Raw genomic sequence first — 20,869 nt, forward strand, 5'->3', positions numbered from 1 at the left:
ACCTATCCTGCCGTCGATGCGCGGGCTTGTCCATAAGGCTGCACCCTGCAAGGGTCGCCGCGGACGGGTTTGCGAGGAGAGACGAGCGATGTGCGATGAACAGGATCTGGCGCGGTGGGCGCGCGGCAAGGTTTCGCGCCGGGCCTTCGGCGGCGGTGCGATGGCGGTGGGCGTGGCGGCTTGCGCGCCGGTCAACGCCGATGTCGATCGTCCGGCGGCGGGCGGGTTGACCGAGCGCATGGTGAGCTTTGCCGCACCCGGCGGGACGATGGACGGGTTCTTCGTGCATCCCGCGGACAGGGCCAGCCCGTTGGTGCTGCTCTGGCCCGACATTGCCGGGCTGCGCGAAGCGAAGCGGCAGATGGCGCGGCGGCTGGCGGGCGAAGGCTACGCCGTGTTCGTCGCCAATCCCTATTACCGCGATGTCGCAGGCGAGCAGTTCGCCGACTTTGCTGCCTTCGCAGCCGCCGACGGGTTCCAGACGGTCCGCCCGTGGCGCGCCAAGCTCGATGCCCCGGCGATCCAGGCCGATGCCCGCGCGGCGACCGCCTGGCTCGACACGCAGGACGGGGTCGACACCGCCCGCGGCATCGGCACGCAGGGCTATTGCATGGGCGGCCCCTTCACCGTGTGGAGCACTGCGGCGGTCGAACGCATGCGCGCGGCGGGCAGTTTCCATGGCGGCGGGCTGGTGCGCGACGATGCGGACAGTCCGCACCGGATGCTGCGCGGCGATGCGCATTACCTGATCGCGATCGCCCAGAACGACGATGCCAAGGAACCCGATGCCAAGACCGCGCTGCGCGAAGCGGCGGATGCTGCCGGTGCCGCTGCCGAGATCGAGGTCTATCCTGCCGATCACGGCTGGTGCGTGCCCGATTCGCCCGCTTACGACCAGCCCGCTGCAGAGCGCGCCTGGGGACGCTTGCTGGCGACCTACGCAGAGGCGCTGTAACACGCTTTCGCTTGCCGCCACCCCCGCGGGCGCTACCATGCCTTGCAGCTAGAGGAGGCTTTACATGCTAGGCGGTACGCTCGTCCTGATTTTGCTGGTCCTGCTGGCCGTGCTGTTCCTCGTCATGGGCGTGCGCGTGGTCAAGCAGGGCTATGTCTACACCATCGAACGGCTGGGCAAGTACACGCTCGCCGCGAACCCCGGGCTGCACCTGATCATCCCGTTCATCGACCGGGTGGGGCACAAGATCAACATGATGGAACAGGTGCTCGACATCCCGGGCCAGGAAATCATCACCAAGGACAACGCCATGGTCGGCGTCGATGCGGTGGTCTTCTTCCAGGTGCTCGATGCGGGCAAGGCGGCATATGAGGTCTCGGGTCTTCAGAACGCCATCCTCGCGCTCACCACCACCAATCTGCGCACGGTCATGGGCTCGATGGATCTCGACGAGACGCTGTCCAAGCGCGACGAGATCAACGCGCGTCTGCTCAGCGTGGTCGATCACGCGACCTCGCCCTGGGGGATCAAGATCACCCGCGTCGAGATCAAGGACATCCGCCCGCCGCTCGACATCTCCGAAGCGATGGCGCGGCAGATGAAGGCCGAACGGCTGAAACGCGCCGAGATCCTCGAGGCGGAAGGCGACAAGACCAGTTCGATCCTGCGCGCCGAAGGGCGCAAGCAATCGGCCATCCTCCAGGCCGAGGGCCAGCGCGAGGCGCTCTTCCGCGATGCCGAGGCGCGCGAACGCGCCGCCGAAGCCGAGGCCAAGGCCACGCAGATGGTGTCCGATGCGATTGCCTCCTCGGGCAATCAGGCAATCAATTACTTCATCGCGCAGGAATACACCAAGGCAGTCGGCAAGTTCGCCGAAAGCCCCAATGCCAAGACGATCCTGTTCCCGGTCGAAGCGACGCAATTGATCGGCTCGCTCGGCGGAATCGGCGAATTGATCAAGGGCACATTCGACGGTGTCGAAGGCACGGTGGATACGGGCACACCCGTGCCCGAGCCGAAGGACCGGGCCCCGGTTCGGCGGCCCAGCGTGCCGCGTTCGCGCGACAGCTAGGCGGGGCCGTGGACGGTATCGAAACCTACTGGATCTGGCTGATCATCGGGCTGGCGCTCGCCTCGCTCGAACTGGTCGTCCCGGGGGTCTATCTGATCTGGATGGCGATGGCAGCGCTGGCGGTGGCCGTGCTGGCCTTCGTCTCGGTCCCCCCGCTCGCGCTGCAAATCATCGCCTGGGTTTCGCTATCGCTGATTTTCGTTTTCTCCGCGCGCCGCTGGCTGCGCGAACGGCCGATCGTGTCCAGCGACCCGCTGCTCAACAATCGCGGCGGCCGGATGGTCGGCCAGACCGCGCTGATAACGCAGGCGATCGAAAACGGGTCGGGGCGGGTCAAGGTCGGCGACAGCGAATGGATCGCGCGCGGCGCGGATGCCGCAGCGGGCGCCCGCGTGCGGATCATCGGCAATGACGGCAGCGAGCTGCTGGTCGAACCGGTCGCGCTGATCGAAGGCTGACGCGCTGCGCAGCCGCGGTTCAGACCGCCGATTCGGCGTGGAAGCGGCCGTGCTTGCGATACCGCACCATCCACCGGTCGAGAAACAGGTCGAGCGGCTTCGGCTCGATACCCAGCCTGTCGAACCCGGGAAACGCGCCCGAGGCGACATTGCCCTGCTTGAGCAGCTTCCACTGGTCGCTGCCCATCGGGGTTCCCGGTAGCGCCGCGAAGGTGGCCGACAGACCGTCGGGCATCGGCAGGAAGGTGCGCTTGCGCTTCTGCGCTGCCGCGATCGCTTCGTTGATTTCCATCATCGAAAGCTCTTCCGGGCCGCCGAGTTCGTAGATCTTGCCGCCATGCTTGCCCGGATCCTCGAGCGCGCGCACCGCCGCCTCGGCGACATCGTCGACATAGACCAGCTGCAGTTTCGCATCGGGACCGAACACCGGCAGCACGGGCAGGGTGGAAATCAGCCCCGCGAACATGTTGATGAAATTGTCGTCCTCGCCGAACAGGATGCTCGGGCGCAGGATCGTCGCCTTGGGGAAGGCCGCGAGCACGCGTTCCTCGCCCAGCTTCTTGGCGGCGGCGTATTCGATTTCGGTCTCGTCCTCGGGTTCGGCGGCGATCGCGCTGACATGGACGAAGGCCTGCGCGCCTGCGCGGGCGGCTGCTTCGGCCATCCAGCCGGGCGCTTCGCCCATCAGGCGGCGCAGATTGCCACTGAACGCGCCGACCAGGTTCACCACGGCATCCGCGCCGGCAATGCACCGGTCGACCGATTGCCGGTCGCTGGCATCGCAGCGCGCGAACTGCATCTGGCCGAGATTGGCGAGCGGCTTGAGCTTGAACGCCTTTTCCGGATGGCGGGCGGCGATCCGCACGCGTGCGCCGCGTTCGAGCAATGCCTGCGCCACGTAATTGCCGATGAAGCCGCTGCCACCCATCAGCACCACCAGCTTGCCGTTCAACGCGCCGCTTTTCGCCATGATATTCGCCTGATTCCTCGAAGGGAGAAGTGTCGCTCCGCCCCTAGCCTCAACCCCCGCCGCGCCGCAAGCGTTCCAGCATGTGCGAAAGGCGTTGACAGGTAAGCCCCTGCTTCGCTAGTGGCGCGCCCCTACCCATGGCCGTGCTTCGAAGACCGGCCATCGATAGTGTGCCCAGATGGCGGAATTGGTAGACGCACCGTCTTCAGGTGGCGGCGCTCGCAAGGGCGTGGAGGTTCGAGTCCTCTTCTGGGCACCATCGGCTTGATCGCGGCAGGATGCCGGGGGTCGGTTTTTCTGACAGATCGATCATGCGAACCGCTCCGGCGTGCGCGCGCGCGGCGTTGACAACGACGGACAATCGCGCCACGCCTGAGCGATGCCGCGGGAAAAGAAGCGTTCGACGATCGTCGATGTCGCCAAGCTGGCGCAGGTTTCGCCCAAGAGCGTCTCGCGCGTCTTCAACAACGAACCGCACATCACCCCCGCGCTGCGCAAGAAGGTGCTGCGCGCGGCGGAGGAACTCAACTACCAGCCCAATGTGATGGCGCAGGGGCTGGTGCGCCAGCAATCCTATCTGATCGGGCTGGTCTATGAAAAACCGAGCCCGAGCTATGTCGTCGAATTGCAGCGCGGCGCGCTCGAGCGGCTGCATGGCGAACGCTACCGGCTGATCGTGCTGCCGGTGGAATCGGTCAGCGACCACCCGCGCGACGTGGTTGCCACGATCCGCTCGGCCGCGCTCGACGGGGTGATCCTCGCACCGCCCGCGGCGGACCATCCCGACGTGCTCGACGGGCTGGCGCAGGCGCGCATCCCCTTTGCCCGCATCACGCCGCAATCGCGCGAGGAACTGGGGCTGGCGACGACGATGGACGATATCGCCGCCGGCCGCGAGATCGCCGAACACGTGATCGGTTTCGGACACCGGTGCATTGCCATCATCAAGGGCGATCCCGACCATCCGGTGAGCGAACAGCGGCTGACCGCCTATCGTGCGGCCTTCGCCGATGCGGGCGTCGAATACCTGCCCGAACTGGTCGAGACCGGCGATTTCAGCTTCGAATCGGGTTACGAGGCGACGCGGCGGATCCTGTCGCGCAAGCTCCGCCCGACCGCGATCATCGCGCAGAACGATGACATGGCGGTGGGGGCGATGTCCGCCGCGCGCGAACTGGGCTTCGACGTCCCGGGCGATCTGAGCGTGGTCGGCTTCGACGATTCCGAAATTTCGCGCGTGGTCTGGCCGCGGCTGACCACGGTGCGCCAGCCGGTGGTCGAGATGGCGCACACGGCGGCTGACATGCTGCTGCGCCAGCTCGCCGGCGAGGATCCCGGCCCTACCGTGGTCCATACGCACAGCCTGGTCGAACGCCTGACCGTGGCGCCTCCGCCCGCCTGAGCGGACCCATCGGCGCCTCTAGCGCGTCGTCCAGCCGCCGCCGGTGCCGAACTGGGGGCGGCGTGTCTCAGCCGGGTCGAGCAGGCGGTCGAGGATCGCGTCGTGCGTGGGCGCAGCGCTGCGGAACGCCTGCATTGCCCCGCGCAGCTGGTCGATCACCTTGCGCACCTCGCCGAAGGGTGCGGCCTCGGCGAGCGGATCGAGCGCCGCGGGGGTCAGCCCCATGCCGTGCATGACGTAGAACCAGCTGATGTCCGAAAACAGCTCGCGCTGGCGCGACATGATCCGTCCCGTGCGCGTGAAGAGCTCGATCTTTTCCGCCAGCGTATCGGGCAGGTCGAGGCCGCGCATATGGTCCCAGAAGGGTTCGCCCTCGCGCCGGTTGGGCACGTAATGCAGCAGCAGGAAGTCGCGGATATGCGCGTATTCGCGGTGCACGTCGCGATTGTAGGCCGCGATCAGCGCGGGATCGAAGCGGCGATCGGGAAACAGGTCGAGCAGCCGGTTCAGCCCGGTGTGGATTAGGTGGATGCTGGTCGATTCGAGCGGTTCGAGGAAACCGGCCGACAGCCCGATCGCGAGGCAGTTGCCGACCCAGGCGCGCTTGCGCAGCCCGGCGGTGAAGCGCAGCACGCGCGGATCGGCCTGCGCTTCGCCATCGAGCCCGGCGAGCAGCTGTGCCTGCGCATCGGCATCGGAAATGAAGTCGCTGGCATAGACCAGCCCGTTGCCGGTGCGGTGCTGCAGCGGGATGCGCCACTGCCACCCGGCCGAGCGGGCGGTGGCGACGGTGTAGGGCGCGCGCTGCTCCTGCGCGGCAGTGGGGGCGGCTACCGCGCTGTCGCAGGGCAGCCAGTGTTTCCAGTCCTCGAAACCCGCGCCCAGCGTCTCCTCGATCAGCAGGCCGCGGAAACCCGAACAGTCAATGTAGAAATCGGCTTCGAGACTCTCGCCATCGTCGAACTGCACCGCCGCGATCCTCTCGCCTTCGCCGCGCGTGGCGCCGACGATGCGGCGGTCGAGCCGCTCGACCCCGGCGGCCACGGCATGGTCGCGCAGGAAGGCGGCGACCAGCCCGGCGTCGAAATGCAGCGCATAGGCGACCGCGCCTCCGGGCCACTGCCCGTCGGGCGAGGGGAAGGCGAACTTGCCGTCCTCGGCCAGCGCGACCGAGGGGCACAGATCGGCAAGGGTCTCGCCATGCCCAGCCGCGCGGTTCATGCAGTAATAGTGATGGAAGGGGCGCTGGTTGATCGTCACCCCGAGATTGCCGAAGGGGTGCCAGTAGGCATGGCCATGGTGCAGCCAGTCGCGAAACTGGATGCCCAGCTTGAAGGTGGCCCGGCAGCGGCGGATGAATTCGACCTCGTCGGCGCCGATATTGCGCAGGAAATCGAAGATGGGCGGGATCGTGGCCTCGCCCACGCCCACCGTTGGGATGGCGGAGGATTCGACCAGCGTGATGCGGCATCCACTGCCGCGCAGCACCTGCGACAGCAGCGCCGCAGCCGACCAGCCGGCGGTTCCCCCGCCGACGATGCAGATCGAACCGATCGCCTGCGCTTGGCCGTCGTCTGGGCGCATCGAAGCCGTCATGCCGGGTACCTTACCATCGAAAGCGGAGAAAACGATGGCGACCCCTGCGGGCAGGGGCCGCCACCAGTTTCCGGAGAGGACCGCTGATCAGAAGTTGAACTTCACCCCGGCGTAGAGCCGGCGCGAACCCGATTCGAAGCGGAAGGGCAGTTCGGGGAATTGCAGATAGACCTTGGTATCCGCCTTGGTGATGTTGATCGCTTCGGCGAAGACTTCGAAATTGTCAGTCAGTTGGTAGCTGATCTGTCCGTCGAGCTGGCCGTAGGACTTCTGGTAAATGCCCAGCGTCCGCGTGACCGAGCCGTCGGAAAAGCCGAAATTGCCCAGATACTGTTTCGAACGCCAGCTGTAGGAGGCGCGCGCGGCGAACCCGTAGCGTTCGAAATAGACCTGCCCGTTGGCCGAGTGCTTGGACACGCCCGGCAGCGGGAGGTTGTCGGCAAAGTCGGTGCTGAAATCGGTGTCGGTGTCCGAGAAAGTGTAGTTCGCGGTAAAGCCGAGACCGAAGTCGAAGGCATATTGCGCGGCGAGTTCGAACCCCTTCACACGGCCGCCCGATCCGTTGGCCGGCTGCGACACCGGACCCAGCCGCCCGCCCGCCTGGTCGTTGACGAACACTGCCACCGTCTCGTTGACGACGAAGCTGTCGACTTCCTTCCAGAACAGCCCGGCCGACAACAGGCCCTGATTGCCGAAGTAGTGCTCGACCCCCAGGTCGAACTGGTAGGCGCGGAACGGATCGAGCTCGGCATTACCGCGCGAACCGCTGGTGAACTTGAACAGATCGTCAGCGGGATCGCGGGTGAAGTCGGTTGCGAAGCCCTGTCCCAGCGACACCAGCGGCTGGCGGGCGACGACCCTTGCCGCGGCAAAGCGGACCTTGCTGTCGTCGCCGACGTCGAACACCGCGTTCGCGCTGGGCAGGAAGTCGGTGTAGCTGCGCATCACCGTGGTGGTGGTGAAATCGCGCAGCACGCCGTTCCAGCTGTCGGTGCCCCAATAGCTGGGATCGGCATTGGCGGGCTGGTTCTGGTCGACCGTCAGGTCGGTGTTGACGATGCGCAGGCCGACATTGACGTGGTAGGGATCGTCCAGCCCCCCGATATCGGCCATGACATAGCCCGATTTTACTTCTTCCTTGACCCGGTAGGTCTGCAGCGGGTCTTCGAAGAAGGTGAAGGGCGTGTCGGGATAGAGCGCCTGGATCCATTCGAGCGCATTGGTCATCTGCGAGCGGTCGGCCACCAGCACCGTATCGCCTTCGACCCGGCCGCCGCCGGCGAAATTGGCGATCGCCTCCACCCGCTCGGGATTGCTCAGGAAGGTTTCGTAGGGCGTCAGCAGCGCGGGCGAATTGCCGAACCGGCTGCACCCGGCAAAGGCCGCCGGCTTGTTCACTTCGGGCAGGTCGCAGATTTTGTATCCGATCGCCCCGTCCTGGAAGTAGCTGTAGGGCGTCCAGTTGTAGGAGAAGCCGTCGACGCGTTCGGCCTCGGGAATCTGCGTGGCATCAAGTTCGCCCTTGCCGCTGAGATCGGCGAGATAGCGGCCCGAGGTGAAGTCCACCGTGCGTTGCCCGTACCGGAAGCCCGCGCTCAGCGTGATGGTGTCCGCATAGCTGTCGTCGACGTCATAGGCGAAATCCGCACGGATCGAATGGCCGTCGATGTCCGACCGGTCACCAAATGCCCAATGCGACTTGAAGAAGCCGAAGTCGGGGTTGTTGAACAGGTCCTGCGGGCTGCCTGCGCCGATGCCGAAGCTGGGAAAGTCGCCATTGGTGTAGGTGAAGTCGAAGGTCGGCGGCGCCGAGGCGTTCGGGGTGAAGCCGGGCTGCGGCCCCGAAGTGCCCGGCCCGCGCACGCCATAGGCGGTGTAGCGCACGTCGTTGTTGGCCACTTCGCGTTCCATGCTCGAAGTCGCATAGGCAGCCATGACCGAGGCGCGGAAATTGGTATCGTTGTCCCATTCGAGCGCGAATTGCAGATTGTCCGACTTGATGTTGGACACGTCGACGAAGGAGATCGCCTCGGCCGACTGCGCCCGCACCGTGCCCTGGGTCAGCACGCCGTTCTCGTTGATCGAGTAATCCCCGACCAGGCCCTGCGATTCGCCCTGTCCGAAGGGGAATTTGACCGAAGCTTCGCGGGTGTCGATCTCGAGGTCGGAATGGAAATACTGGGCGCTGACTTCGAGCGCGTCGGTCGGCCGGTAGGTGATGCCCAGCGAAGCGCCCCAGCGCCGCCGGTACTGGTCGCGGTCGGTGACATAGCGGTATTCGGGCGCGTAGTAATTGGTCGGCACGGTCGCGGTGTCGCGGCGTCCTTCGGCGAACGCCCAGTTGCCGCGGTTGTCGCCGCCCAGCACGTTGACGTGGTTGTTGGTCTTTTCGTAGCTGAAGGATGCGATGACCCCCAGCCGGTCGTTGAAATTGTAGCCCAGCACGGCGGCGCCGGCGGGTTCCCAGCCCGAAATCTCGCTGCCCTTGCTCATTTTCGCGTTGCCCGCCAGCGTCAGGCCCTGCTTCAGGTCGAGCGGGTTGCGCGTCTTGAGATTGACGATCCCGCCCAGGCCGCCCGACAGCAGCGAGGCATTGGGCGACTTGAACACTTCGATCCCGCCGATCAGTTCGGACGGCACGCCTTCGAGGCTGTCGTTGCGATTGTAATTGCCTTCGCCGACCTTGTAGACTTCGAGCCCGCTGACGAAGAGCTCGCCGTTGAGCAGCGTGACGTTCTGTTCGAGCCCGCGAATGCGGACCTTCGAACCCTGGCCGTTCTCGCGGTCGATCTGGATGCCGGGCAGGCGCTGGAGCGATTCCGCCACGTTCTGGTCGGGAAACTTGCCGATGTCCTCGGCGGTGACCGATTCGATGATCAGGTTCGATTCGCGCTTGGCCTCGAGCGCGTCTTCGAGCGAGGCCCGGAAGCCGGTGACGACGATGACGTTCCCGCCCGGATCGGAGGCCTGCTGGCCGGTGTCGGTAGCGTCCTGCGCCTGCGCGAAAGCCGGCGCCGCATGCGACCCCAGCGCCAATATCGATGCGGCGGCCAGCAACGTCGACCGGTTACGCAAAATCCCGCTGTCCATTTCAGTATCCCTCCCAAGCCGCATCTTGTGTGCGGACCTCTCAACAGTGCGTTGACCCGCCATGCGACCCGACTCGGGGTGCTGGCGATCATCCGCGACTTTACTGGTTGCATATTTCTGTCAACGTTGTCAAACAAAGCCCACAACAAGCTGCCGGAGCGGGTTTTTCGCAGGGCGCACTGTCAACCTTGTCAGCGCCTTTCGGACGCGCCTCGGGCGGCCGCCGCATGGGATGGGGTTTATGCTTTCGAAGACGATACTTCTGGCGGCCGGATCGGCCGCGCTTGCACTCTCCGCGCAAGCGGCGGATCCCGCTGCCGCATCCGTGGCGGAGGACATTCCGGCGGCAAGGGTCCATCCTGAACGCTGGCCCGAAGTGGCGTTCCCCACGGTGCTGACCGAAGCGGGCGAGGCGCGGGTCCAGGCGATCCTCGCGCGGATGACGCTCGAACAGAAGGTCGGGCAGATCATCCAGGCCGACATCGCCAGCGTGACGCCCGAAGACGTGCGCCGCTACCGGCTCGGCTCGGTGCTCAACGGCGGCAATTCGGGCCCCGGGGGCGACGATCTGGCCCCGGCGCAGGACTGGCTCGCGCTTGCCGATGCCTTTTACGAGGCCTCGATGGATGTCGGTCCCGGCGAACCGGCCATCCCGATCGTGTGGGGCACCGATGCGGTGCACGGCCACAGCAATATCGTGGGAGCGACGATCTTCCCGCACAACGTCGGACTGGGCGCCGCGCGCGATCCCGAACTTATCGAGCGAATCGGGAAGGTCACTGCAGTCGAGATCCGGGTGACCGGGCAGGAATGGACCTTCGCCCCCACCGTCGCCGTGCCGCAGGACTATCGCTGGGGCCGCGCCTATGAAGGCTATTCCTCCGATCCGGCGCTTGTCGCCGCCTATGTCGGCAGCATGATCCGCGGTCTGCAGGGGCCGCCCTCGACCACGCCGATCCTCGCCGGGCCGCATGTCGCGGCGAGCACCAAGCATTACCTCGCCGACGGTGCGACCACCGATGGCAAGGACCAGGGCGATGCGGCGATCTCCGAACTCGAGCTGCGGCTGGTTCACGGCGCGCCCTATATCCCCGCGATCGAGAGCGGCGTCGCCACGATCATGACCAGCTTTTCGAGCTGGAACGGCGTCAAGCTGTCGGCGCATCGCGGGCTGGTGACCGATGTGCTCAAGGGCCGGATGAATTACGGTGGTCTGGTGATCACCGACTGGAACGCGCATGGCCAGGTCGCCGGGTGCAGCAACGCCAGCTGCCCGCGGGCGGTCGATGCGGGGATCGACATGTTCATGGCGCCCGACAGCTGGCGCATGCTCTATGACAGCACGCTGGCGCAGGTGCGCGACGGCACGATCGCAATGGAACGGCTCGACGATGCGGTGGCACGCGTGCTGCGGCTGAAGGAACGGCTTGGCCTGTTCGACATGGGCAAGCCCTCGCAGCGCGCGCTGTCGGGCGAATACGAATTGCTCGGCGCGCCCGATCACCGCGCGGTCGCGCGCGAGGCGGTGCGCAAATCGATGGTGCTGCTCAAGAACGCCGGCGTGTTGCCGCTGCAGCCGGGCGGGCGGATCCTCGTCGCGGGCGATGCGGCGCACGACATCGCGCGCCAGTCGGGCGGGTGGACGCTGAGCTGGCAGGGCACCGGGCTCGACAACAGCCTGTTCCCCGGCGCGACATCGCTATGGGAAGGGATCGAGCAGGCGGCCACCGCCAGCGGTGGCAGCGCCGAACTCTCGCCCGAGGGCAGCTTCACCGAGCGCCCCGATGCCGCGATCGTCGTGTTCGGCGAAACCCCCTATGCCGAATTCCAGGGCGATATCGCCTCGCTGCAATTGCGCCCCGAACTGCGCCGGCCGATCGCCACCATGCAGCGCCTGAAGCAGCAGGGCATCCCGGTGGTGGCAGTGATGATCACCGGCCGCCCGCTCTATGTCAACGAAGCGCTCAATGCGGCGGATGCCTTCGTCGCCGCGTGGCTGCCGGGGTCCGAGGGCGGCGGCGTGGCCGACATGCTGTTTGCCGCAGCGGATGGCGCGCCGGCGCATGAATTCCAGGGCCTGCTGCCGACCGCTTGGCCTGCCACTGCGCAGCATGGCGGCGAGACGCTGTACCCCTTCGGCTACGGGCTGCGATATTCCCACGGTCCGCGCGCGTGGACCGCGCTGCCCGAAGACAGCGGCGTGAGCGATGATGGCAGCGACGGCGGCGTGTTCTTCGACCGCGGCGTACCCGCCTCGTCATGGTCGCTGACCGTGTCGCGCGCCGATGGCACCGATGCGCTGCGCGTGACCACCGTCCCGGCCGAGGCGCTCGGCGGCCGCGTGCGGATCGCGGCCACCGATCACGGCGTGCAGGAAGGCGCGCGCAGCTTGGCCATCGCTGCGCATGCGCAAGGCGCGGTGATCGAGCTGTCGACCTTCGACCCGATCGACCTGAGCCGCGAAACCAATGGCGACATGCTGCTGCTAGCCACGGTGCGGCGCGATGCGCCCATCGCGCGCCCGCTGTACATGTCCGTCCGCTGCGATGGGGAGCCGTGCGGCGCGGCGGTGCCGATCGCCGAATTCGGCGAACTGGCCGAAGGCGAGTGGCAGATCCTCGGCGTTCCGCTCAAATGTTTCCGCGCCGCGGGTGCCGACATGATGCGGATTTCGTCCCCGTTCCGCCTGATGGCCGATGGCGACGCGGGGCTGAGCATCGCGCGGGTTGCGCTGGGCAGCCTGTCCGACGCCGATGCAATCGCCGATTGCCCGACCGGGTAGGCCGGCTGCTCAGCCTGCGGGAACCGGGCTTTCGCGGACGGCGAGGATCGCCAGCCCGCCCGCAGCGGTGAGCGCGGCGAAGGCGACCAGCACGGCGGTGAAATCACCGGGAGTAGCGAGCTGCCAGACGAGCAGCGTGCCGATCATCGCGGGCAGAGTGTTGGCAAGGTTGACCAGGCCGAGGTCGCGCCCGCGCCGGTCGGGTCGGGGCAGCAATTGCATCGCGAAGGTCGTGTTGAGGCTGAGGAACACCGCGGTCCCTGCCGAGAACAGGCAGAAGGCCGCCGCGCCCTGCCACGCGTTCGCGGCCCCCGCCATCCCGGCAAGTCCGGCCGCGCCCACCAGCGCTGCGACGCACTGGAACGGACGGCGCCTGCCCAGCCGGTCGGACCAGCGCCCTGCCAGCAGCGCTGCGGGCAGCGGGATCAGATAGGACAGCATCAGCACGCTGCCGACCCAGGCGGCAGTGCCGCGTCCGCCGGGCCGCAGGGTCTGGAAATAATACAGCAGGTACAGCCCCAGCGTCGCGCAGGCGAGCTGGACCAGCAGCCGCGCGAGCGAGGCGATCACGATATCGCGCTTATCCCGGCGCTGCGCGGCGGGCGGTGCGGGATCGCCGGTGCGGGCGCGCATCGCCAGCAGCGGCAGTGCCAGCGCGGCCGCGGCCAGCGGCACCAGCACGAAGCGCGCGCTCTCCGGCAGGCCCGACGCGGCCAGCAGCAGGACCGAGAACCCCGCGGCGACCGGATTGCCCAGCGCCAGCAAGCCGCCGGCCAGCCCCTTGCGCGCGGCGGGGACTTCCTCGGCGATGATCGCGAACAGCGGCGCGAGCACCGCGTTGATCGCCGCTTGCGCCAGCGCCACCGCGGCCACCAGCTCGACCGGATTGCGCGCCAGTACCAGCGCGGGATAGGATGCCGCGAGCGCAATTAGGCCCGCCACCACCCACGGGCGGCGCCCGCCGCCGCGGGCCACCGACAGATCGCTCAGCCAGCCGAACAGGATATTGCTCACGCTCGCCGTCACGCCGCCGACCAGCACCGCTGCGGTGAGCAGGTCGATCTTGGCGAGATGCGCCAGCGCCTCGACCCGCATCGGCAGCAGCAGCGTGACCAGCGGTAGATAGGCGACCACGCCGCCTGCATGCGCAAGGCCGACCGCCAGCAGCAGCGGCGTCGAGTGCGGGCGGGGCGCGGCGCGGTCCATCGGATAGCAGCCTTGCCCCGCGCCGGAGCGCAAGGCAATCGGCCGGGCGCGGACGGTTCAGTCGCTCGCGGGGCGCCGCGCGTAGATGCCGAACACCGCGATCACCGCGTAGCAGGCGGCGGGCAGCGCCAGCGACAGCGCGAGGCTGCCGCTGAGATCGGCCAGCGCGCCGGTGGCCAGCGGGATCACCGCGCCGCCGAAGATCGCCACATTGATGATCCCCGATCCATCCGCCGCGCGGCTGCCCAGCCGTTCGCAGGCGAGCGAAAAGATCGTCGGGAACATGATCGAGTTCATCAGCCCGATCGCCAGCAGGCTGTATGCAGCCAGCGTGCCGCTGCTGTTGGTCGACAGCGCGATCAGCGCGATCGCGCCGACCGCCACTGCGGCGAGGATCTTGCCCGGGCTCACCAGCCGCAGCAGCGCCGAACCGATGAAGCGCCCGATCATCGCGCCGCCCCAGTAGAGGCTGACCATCCAGCCGATCACGCTTTCGGGGCGGCCGAGCACGTCGTCGAGCGTGAGGTAGTTGATGACGATCGAACCGATCGCGACCTCGGCGCCGACATAGAGGAAAATGCACAGCGCGCCGAAGCCGAAGCGGGGCCGGGCCAGCAGGTCGAAACCCACGAGCCCGCTCGCGGCCTCGTGCTTTTCGCCCTGCAACCGGTTGCGGAACAGCCAGACCGCGCCCGCGACTACGGTGATCGCTGCCGCGAGGCCGAGATAGGTCTTCACGATCATCGCCGATTCCGCAGTGCGATAGGCGGCCAGCGCGGCGCCTTCGAAATCCTCCGCCGAGACATCCGCCAGCGTGCCCAGGATCAGCCCGGCGCCGACCAGCGGGAAGACGAAGGTGCCGAAGGAATTGAACGCCTGCGCGAAAGTCAGCCGGCTGTGCGCGGTCTCCTGCGGGCCCAGCAGGCTGATCAGCGGATTGGCCACCACCTGCACGATCACCACCCCGCTGGCGAGGATGAACAAGGCCAGCAGGAACAGCGGATAGGTCGCCGTGGTGCTGGCGGGGATGAACAGCAGGCAGCCGGCGGTCATCGTCATCAGCCCGGCCACCGCGCCGCGCATGTAGCCGATCCGCTTGACCAGTTTTGCCCCCGGGATGCCGATGACGAGATAGGCGGCGAAAAAGCAGAACTGCACCAGCATCGCCTGCGTGTAATTGAGCGTGAACAGTTCCTTCAGCTTGGGGATCAGCACGTCGTTGAGACTGGTGATCCCGCCGAAGATGAAGAACAGCGCGAAGACGAAGGGGGGCAGGCTGGGGGCGTGGACATGGCCTTCGCCTTCGGCCGGTGCCGGATCGCTCGACGAGATTTCCGTCGCCGCGTCTGCCGCGGGGGTCGTTGCCGTTACCACTTGTCGTTCTCCCCAATCGGCCCGGCCATCATTGCATGCGGCGGGCTTCCCCGGTGCGGAGTAGGTCGAACGCTGCATTCTGTCAACGTTGTCAGGAGCTCTCGCGCGGCTCTTTCGCCGCGCTGCCTCGCGTATCCGCCCTGCCATTCGCGGGGGTGGGAGAACGCTTGGTCGATGGGGCTTTGCGGCGGGTCGCCGCACGGCTAGCGTCGCCGCACGATCTCTGGGGAGAATTCCACGTCATGACCACCACTTTCACGCGCGTCGCATCGGCGATCGCCATTGCCTGCGCCACGCTTTCCGCACCCGCCGCGCTGGCGCAGGAACCCGCGGCCGAAGCAAGCGATGCGGCAGCCGCTGCCGCGCTGCACGCGCTGTTCGAACGCAGCGAAGCCGCCATGCTCGACCGCAATCCGGTGACCGCCTTCTTCCGCGGTGATTTCTCCGATGCCGACAGGATGGGCGATTATTCACCCGCCAGCTATGCCGCGGACCGCGCGGCGGCGCAGGCCAATCTGGCCGAACTGGCGACGATCGACCGCGCCGCGCTGGGGGAAACCGACCGCATCGCCTACGACGTGTTCGAATACACGCAGCAGCGCACGCTGGCGCAGACCGCGCCCGACGTGCTGCCCACCGTGCTCGCGCTGCCGATCGACCATTTCCGCGGGCTGCATGTCTTCTACCCGCGCTTTTCCGCGCCCGGCGCGCTGATGCCCTATGATACGGTGCAGGATTACGAGAACAATTTCAGCCGCCACCGCGCGATGGCGGAGATCATCGACCAGGCGATCGCGCGCTTCCGTACCGGCGCGGCGCAGGGCATCACGCTGCCGCGCATGTCGGTCGAATTGATGATCGAACAGCTCGACCTGCAAACCGGCGCGCCGATCGAGCAGAGCCCCTATTGGGCGCCGGTCGCCAATTTCCCCGACAGCATCGACGAAGCCGAGCGCGCGCGGCTGACGCAGCAGCACCGCGAAGTGCTGACCGGCACGCTGATGCCCGCGCTGCAGAAGCTGCGCGATTACCTGGCGAGCGAATATCTGGCACAGTCGCGCACCAGCATCGCCGCAACCGACAATCCCGGCGGCGAGGCCTATTACGCCTACCGCATCGAGGACAACACCACGCTGCCGTTGACCGCGCAGCAGATCCACGACACCGGACTGGCCGAGGTTGCGCGGATCAACGCCGCGATCGACGCCGCCGAAGCGGAAGCCGGTGGCCGCACCGGCGCCACCTACACCAGCAAGGCCGACCTGCAGGCCGCGTGGTACGAAGTGGCCGAGCAGGTCGATCCGCTGATGGACGAGGTGTTCCTGCGCCAGCCCGAAACCGAACTGCGGATCGAGCCGTACGAACCCTACCGCGAGAAATTCAGCCTCGCCGCCAGCTACATGGCGGGCAAGGCCGACGGGTCGCGTCCGGGCACCTTCTATTTCAGCGGCTACAACGTCGCCGAACGCGAGCTGGGCACCTCGATCTCGCTCTACATGCACGAAGGCAATCCGGGGCATCACTTCCAGTCGATGTTCGCGATCGAGAACGAGGACCTGCCCGAATTCATGCGCTACGGCGGGTTCACCGCCTTCAGCGAAGGCTGGGGTCTGTATGCCGAGAGCCTCGGCTACGAACTCGGTCTCTATGACGATCCGGTCGAACGGCTAAAAGCGCTCGAGGGCGGTGAAATGCTGCGCGCGGTGCGGCTGGTGGTCGACACCGGCATGCATGCGCTGGGCTGGTCCAGAGAGCAGGCGATCGAATATATGGTCGCCAATGGCGCAGCGCGCGATTTCGCGGAAAGCGAGAGCGCGCGGTATATCGTGATGCCCGCGCAGGCGCTGGCCTACAAGACCGGCGAATTGAAGATCAAGCAGCTGCGCGCGCGCGCCGAGGCCGCGCTGGGCGAGGATTTCGACGTCCGCGCCTTCCACGAACAGGTGCTCAACACGGGCGATATCCCGCTGCCGGTGCTCGAAGCCAAGATCGACGCCTGGGTCGCGGGCGGGGGGCAGTAAGGGCATGGCCATGAAACACAGGGTCCTGCAGGTCGCCTCGGCGCTGGCGATGGCCGGCACCGCGCTGGCGGCCCCCGCGGCGCAAGCCTGCGACCGGGTCGCGGCCGCGCAGAGCGACAGCCAGCGTCTGCGCGCGCTGATGGCCGAAAGCGACGCCGCCTTCCTCGACCGCAACCCGCGCGCGGCGTTCTATCGCGGCGACTTTTCCGATGCGGGCAGCCTCGGCGACTTCTCGCCCGCGGCCTATGAGACCGAACGCGCGGCGGCGATGTGCGACATCGCCGCGCTCGCGACGATCGACCGCGCGGCGCTCACCGCGAGCGAGCGGATCGCCTACGATACCTTCCGCTATTCGCAGGAACGCACGCTGGCCGCGACCGAGCCCGAGGTGCTCAAGACCATCCTCGCGCTGCCGATCGACCACTTCCAGGGTATCCAGGGCTCCTATCCGGGCCTGTCGGCACCCGATGGCGTGATGCCGTTCGCGGCGGTTGAAGACTATGCCGACAATGTCGCACGGCATGCCGCCTATGCGCAGATGGTCGACGATGTCATCGCGCGCTTCGACATGGGGCTGGAGCAGGGCATCACCCTGCCGCGGCTGACGGTGGAGCTGATGATCGACCAGCTCGACACGCAGCTGGGCGCGCCGGAGGGCAGCAATCCCTATTACGCACCGCTGCGCCAGCTGCCCGAAAGCTTCACCGAAGCGGAGAAGGGGCAGGCGCGCGCCGCGCTGATATCGGCGGTCGAAGGCACGCTCTATCCGGCAATGCGCAAGCTGCGCGCCTATCTGGCCGACAGCTACCTGCCGCAGGCACGCACCAGCATCGGCGCCACCGCAACACCCGGCGGCGATGCCTATTACGCCTACCGGATCGCCGAGATGACCACGCTGCCGCTGACCGCGGAAGAGGTTCACCGGCTGGGCCTGTCCGAGGTGGCGCGGATCAACGAGGCGCGCCAGCAGGCGATCGCCGAGCGCGGCGACCGCCGCCCGCCGGTCTACAAGACCAAGGAATCGTTGCAGGAAGCATGGTACGAAGTCGGCCGGAAGGTCGATTCCGCGATCGGCCCGCTGTTCCTGCGCCAGCCCGAAACCGAGCTGCGGATCGAGCCGTACGAGCCCTATCGTGAGCAGTTCTTCCTCGCCGCGTCCTACCAGCCGGGCAAGGCCGACGGCTCGCGCCCCGGCACCTTCTATTTCAGCGGCTGGAACGCGGCCGAGCGCGAACTGAGCCCGTCCATCCGGCTCTACATGCACGAAGGCAATCCCGGCCATCACTTCCAGGTGATGTTCGCGGTCGAGGACGAAAGCCTGCCCGACCTGCTGCGGCACGGCTGGTTCACTGCCTATGGCGAGGGCTGGGCGCTTTATGCCGAAAGCCTCGGCTACGAGCTCGGCTTGTATGACGACCCGGTCGACCGGTTGCAGGCGCTTGAGGATGGCGAATTGAAGCGCGCAGTGCGGCTGGTGGTCGATACCGGCATCCACGCGCTCGGCTGGACCCGCGAGCAGGCGGTCGAATACATGGTCGAGAATGGCAATCCGCGCGACTATTCGGAAAACGAGGTCGCGCGCTATATCGCCATGCCCGGGCAGGCGCTGGGCTACAAGATCGGCGAATTGAAGATCAAGGAACTGCGCGCGCGCGCCGAAACCGCGCTGGGCGAGGATTTCGACATCCGCCATTTCCACGAACAGGTGCTCGACAGCGGCAATATCCCGCTCACCGTGCTCGAAGCCAAGATCGACGACTGGATCGCCGCCGGCGGCAAATAGTCCGGTGCAAAAAGCAGGGGCCGCGCGGTGGTATGCCGCGCGGCCCCTTTTTCATGCCCGTTCGGGGCGCTCAGTCGTCGCTGGAGACCCCGGTGGTGCCTGCCGGAAGCACGGGGCGCTCGGCCGGCAGCGGCGCATCGCGGTCACCCGTCTTCAGATAGGTGTCGAACCATCGCATCATGCGCAAATTGTAATCGTAGCGCGCGGCGGCCTTCTGGTTGCCGTGACCTTCGCCGGGATAGAACACCAGCCGCACGGGCACGTCGGGCTTGCGGATCTTCATCGCGCGGTACAGCTCGAGGCTCTGGCCCGGGTCGACGCGCGTGTCTTCCTCGCCATGCATGATCAGCAGCGGAGTGCTGGCCTTGTCGACATGGAAGATCGGCGAGACTTCGAGCATCGCCATCCAGTCGTCCCACGGCCACTTGCCGCTGTGCACATTGTACATCTCGTAAGGGATGTCGCCCGTGCCGAATTTGCTGATCTGGTTGGAAATGCCGACGAACATTACGCCCGCGGCGAATTCCTCGCTCCAGCGGGTGGAGGACCATGCCGTGGCATAGCCGCCATAGGAGCCGCCGGTCACGCCGGTACGGTCGGCATCGGCGATCCCTTCGGCGACCAGCGCGCGCTTGGCGTCGACCAGGTCGGTAAACTCGGGATCGGTGTAATTGCCCGTGTGCTGCTTGGAAAACGCGGTGCCATAGCCGGTCGAGCCGCGATAGTTGGGCAGGAACACCGCATAGCCCTGGCCCGCGGCGACATGGCCGGGCTTGGAATAGGCGGTCTGCCAGCCATTGCTGTCATGCGCTTCGGGCCCGCCATGGACGTTGAGGATCAGCGGGGCACCGCCGGCCGGTACGCCGCCGACCGGTTCGATCAGCACGCCTTCGACTTCCTGCCCGTCGCGCGCGGTATAGCGGAAGGTGCGCTGCTCGCCGAAGTCGATTTCCGACAGCCAGGGATTGTGCTGCGTCCAGCGGGTGAAGCTGTCGCCATCGAGGCGGAACAGTTCGGTCGGGTGCTGCGGCGCGCTGGCCTCGACCGCGATCACCGAACCGGCGGTTTCGACATTGCTGATGATCAGCGCGCCGGGATCGATTTCGCGCTCAAGCGAACCGTCGGCATTGTGGATGCGCAGCACGCTCTGCGCGCCGACATGAACCGCGGCGACCAGGCGCCCGTCGTCCATGTATTCGACATCGACCACGGCCTCGGGCGCGCCGGCATTGTGCGGGGTGACCACGCCGCTGGCCACGTCGACGAAGTGGATCGTGGTCGCAGCCGGATCGTTCATGTCGACCGCGGCGATCAGCGCCAGCCGGCTTGCATCGGGCGATATCTCGACATCGTCGATCTTGCCCGGGGTCTCGATCACCATGCGGACGGTGCCGCTTTCCATGTCGAGGATGTTGACCTTCTTGTTGACGTATTCGTCGTCGATCAGCGTCGTCGGCGCGGTTTCGATCACGCCGGTGCGCGCGTCATCCGCGATCTGGAACGAGGTGACATAGCCGGGCAGCGAGACTTCCTGCGGCTCGGCGTCGGGCTCCATCCCGATCCGCGCGCGGAACAGGCGGTTGAACTGCGGCTCTTCCTCGTAGACCACCGAAGTGAAACCGGCCTTGCTTTGCGCCGTGCGATCCTTGTCTTCCTCGGCGGCGACCAGCAGGTGCATGTGGCTGCCATCGGGCGACCAGGCATAGGAGCGCACCGCCGCGCCTTCGACATGCGCCAGCTTGCGCTGCGCGCCGCCATCGACGGGGATGCCCCAGACGGCCTTCTTGTCGTCGCCGTCGGCCCACATGAAGCTGACCATGCGGCCATCGGGCGAAAACTGGATGCCCGAGACATTCATGTCGGCGGGCAGGAATTCGCGGGCATTGCCCGGGCCATAGGCTATCGACAGCTGCTGCGTGGTGGTGCCGTTATCCTCGCCCGCGGTCACGTCGGGCAGCCGCGCGGTCGTATAGGCGACGCGCGCACCGTCGGGCGATACGGCGATGGTGCCGACGCTTTCGATCTTGGCGACGTCTTCAGGGGTCATCGGCCGGGCCTGCGCCTGCGCGGTAAGCGAAGCGGTGGCCAGCAGGGCGGCGGCAGTAAGCGGCGCGCGAAGGGTCATGTAATCGTGTCCTCTCAACGGAATGATGCGCCCGC

General features: G+C 66.9%; 13 protein-coding genes and 1 tRNA gene. 8 read left to right on the forward strand and 6 right to left on the reverse strand.

The genetic code is table 11. The features are described 5' to 3' along the window. Positions 1–88: 88 nt before the first annotated feature. From GRI55_RS05050 to GRI55_RS05060, 3 genes are all read left to right on the forward strand, one after another. Positions 89–955 carry a dienelactone hydrolase family protein gene (locus GRI55_RS05050; protein WP_160766376.1) on the forward strand — a complete coding sequence of 289 codons (867 nt, stop codon included), beginning with the start codon at positions 89–91 and terminating at the stop codon, positions 953–955. Between the two features lie 64 nt (positions 956–1,019). After that, the gene (locus GRI55_RS05055; RefSeq protein WP_063505114.1) at positions 1,020–2,027 is read left to right on the forward strand and encodes an SPFH domain-containing protein; all 1,008 of its coding nucleotides are present in this window, start codon (positions 1,020–1,022) and stop codon (positions 2,025–2,027) included. 8 nt (positions 2,028–2,035) lie between these two features. Beyond that, a complete protein-coding gene (locus tag GRI55_RS05060; RefSeq protein ID WP_160766377.1) occupies positions 2,036–2,485 on the forward strand; it encodes an NfeD family protein in 450 nt (149 codons plus the stop codon). A gap of 19 nt (positions 2,486–2,504) precedes the next feature. Here GRI55_RS05060 and GRI55_RS05065 read toward each other — a convergent pair whose 3' ends face one another. Then, a complete protein-coding gene (locus GRI55_RS05065; RefSeq protein WP_160766378.1) occupies positions 2,505–3,455 on the reverse strand; it encodes a complex I NDUFA9 subunit family protein in 951 nt (316 codons plus the stop codon). Positions 3,456–3,627: 172 nt separating this feature from the next. On the opposite strand from GRI55_RS05065, the gene GRI55_RS05070 reads away from it, so the two are divergent. Beyond that, a tRNA-Leu gene (locus GRI55_RS05070) sits at positions 3,628–3,714 on the forward strand. 120 nt (positions 3,715–3,834) lie between these two features. Then, positions 3,835–4,857: a LacI family DNA-binding transcriptional regulator gene (locus GRI55_RS05075; RefSeq protein ID WP_160766379.1), complete on the forward strand. Its 1,023-nt coding sequence runs from the start codon at positions 3,835–3,837 to the stop codon at positions 4,855–4,857. An 18-nt stretch (positions 4,858–4,875) separates the two neighbouring features. Here GRI55_RS05075 and GRI55_RS05080 read toward each other — a convergent pair whose 3' ends face one another. Next, positions 4,876–6,453, reverse strand: coding sequence for a tryptophan halogenase family protein (locus GRI55_RS05080; protein ID WP_202392335.1), 1,578 nt, complete (start codon positions 6,451–6,453; stop codon positions 4,876–4,878). Between the two features lie 87 nt (positions 6,454–6,540). Next, positions 6,541–9,543, reverse strand: a complete 3,003-nt coding sequence (locus GRI55_RS05085) for a TonB-dependent receptor (RefSeq protein WP_063510724.1) — start codon at positions 9,541–9,543, stop codon at positions 6,541–6,543. 241 nt (positions 9,544–9,784) lie between these two features. On the opposite strand from GRI55_RS05085, the gene GRI55_RS05090 reads away from it, so the two are divergent. Next, on the forward strand, positions 9,785–12,325 hold the full coding sequence (locus tag GRI55_RS05090) for a glycoside hydrolase family 3 protein (RefSeq protein WP_202392336.1): 2,541 nt from the start codon (positions 9,785–9,787) through the stop codon (positions 12,323–12,325). 9 nt (positions 12,326–12,334) lie between these two features. On the opposite strand, the gene GRI55_RS05095 is transcribed toward GRI55_RS05090, so the two are convergent. Both GRI55_RS05095 and GRI55_RS05100 read right to left on the reverse strand, forming a co-directional pair. Beyond that, on the reverse strand, positions 12,335–13,531 hold the full coding sequence (locus GRI55_RS05095) for an MFS transporter (RefSeq protein WP_160766381.1): 1,197 nt from the start codon (positions 13,529–13,531) through the stop codon (positions 12,335–12,337). Positions 13,532–13,588: 57 nt separating this feature from the next. Continuing rightward, entirely contained in the window at positions 13,589–14,863 is a 1,275-nt protein-coding gene (locus tag GRI55_RS05100; RefSeq protein WP_370873284.1) for a sugar MFS transporter, read from the reverse strand. A gap of 284 nt (positions 14,864–15,147) precedes the next feature. On the opposite strand from GRI55_RS05100, the gene GRI55_RS05105 reads away from it, so the two are divergent. Both GRI55_RS05105 and GRI55_RS05110 read left to right on the forward strand, forming a co-directional pair. Beyond that, on the forward strand, positions 15,148–16,926 hold the full coding sequence (locus tag GRI55_RS05105; RefSeq protein ID WP_160766383.1) for a DUF885 domain-containing protein: 1,779 nt from the start codon (positions 15,148–15,150) through the stop codon (positions 16,924–16,926). A gap of 10 nt (positions 16,927–16,936) precedes the next feature. Next, positions 16,937–18,709: a DUF885 domain-containing protein gene (locus tag GRI55_RS05110; RefSeq protein ID WP_160766384.1), complete on the forward strand. Its 1,773-nt coding sequence runs from the start codon at positions 16,937–16,939 to the stop codon at positions 18,707–18,709. 70 nt (positions 18,710–18,779) lie between these two features. Here GRI55_RS05110 and GRI55_RS05115 read toward each other — a convergent pair whose 3' ends face one another. Further along, positions 18,780–20,834 (reverse strand): S9 family peptidase, encoded by a 2,055-nt coding sequence (locus tag GRI55_RS05115; protein WP_160766385.1) that lies wholly within the window; start codon positions 20,832–20,834, stop codon positions 18,780–18,782. Positions 20,835–20,869: the final 35 nt, after the last annotated feature.

This window comes from Qipengyuania citrea, from assembly GCF_009828015.1.
GTDB lineage: Bacteria > Pseudomonadota > Alphaproteobacteria > Sphingomonadales > Sphingomonadaceae > Qipengyuania > Qipengyuania citrea.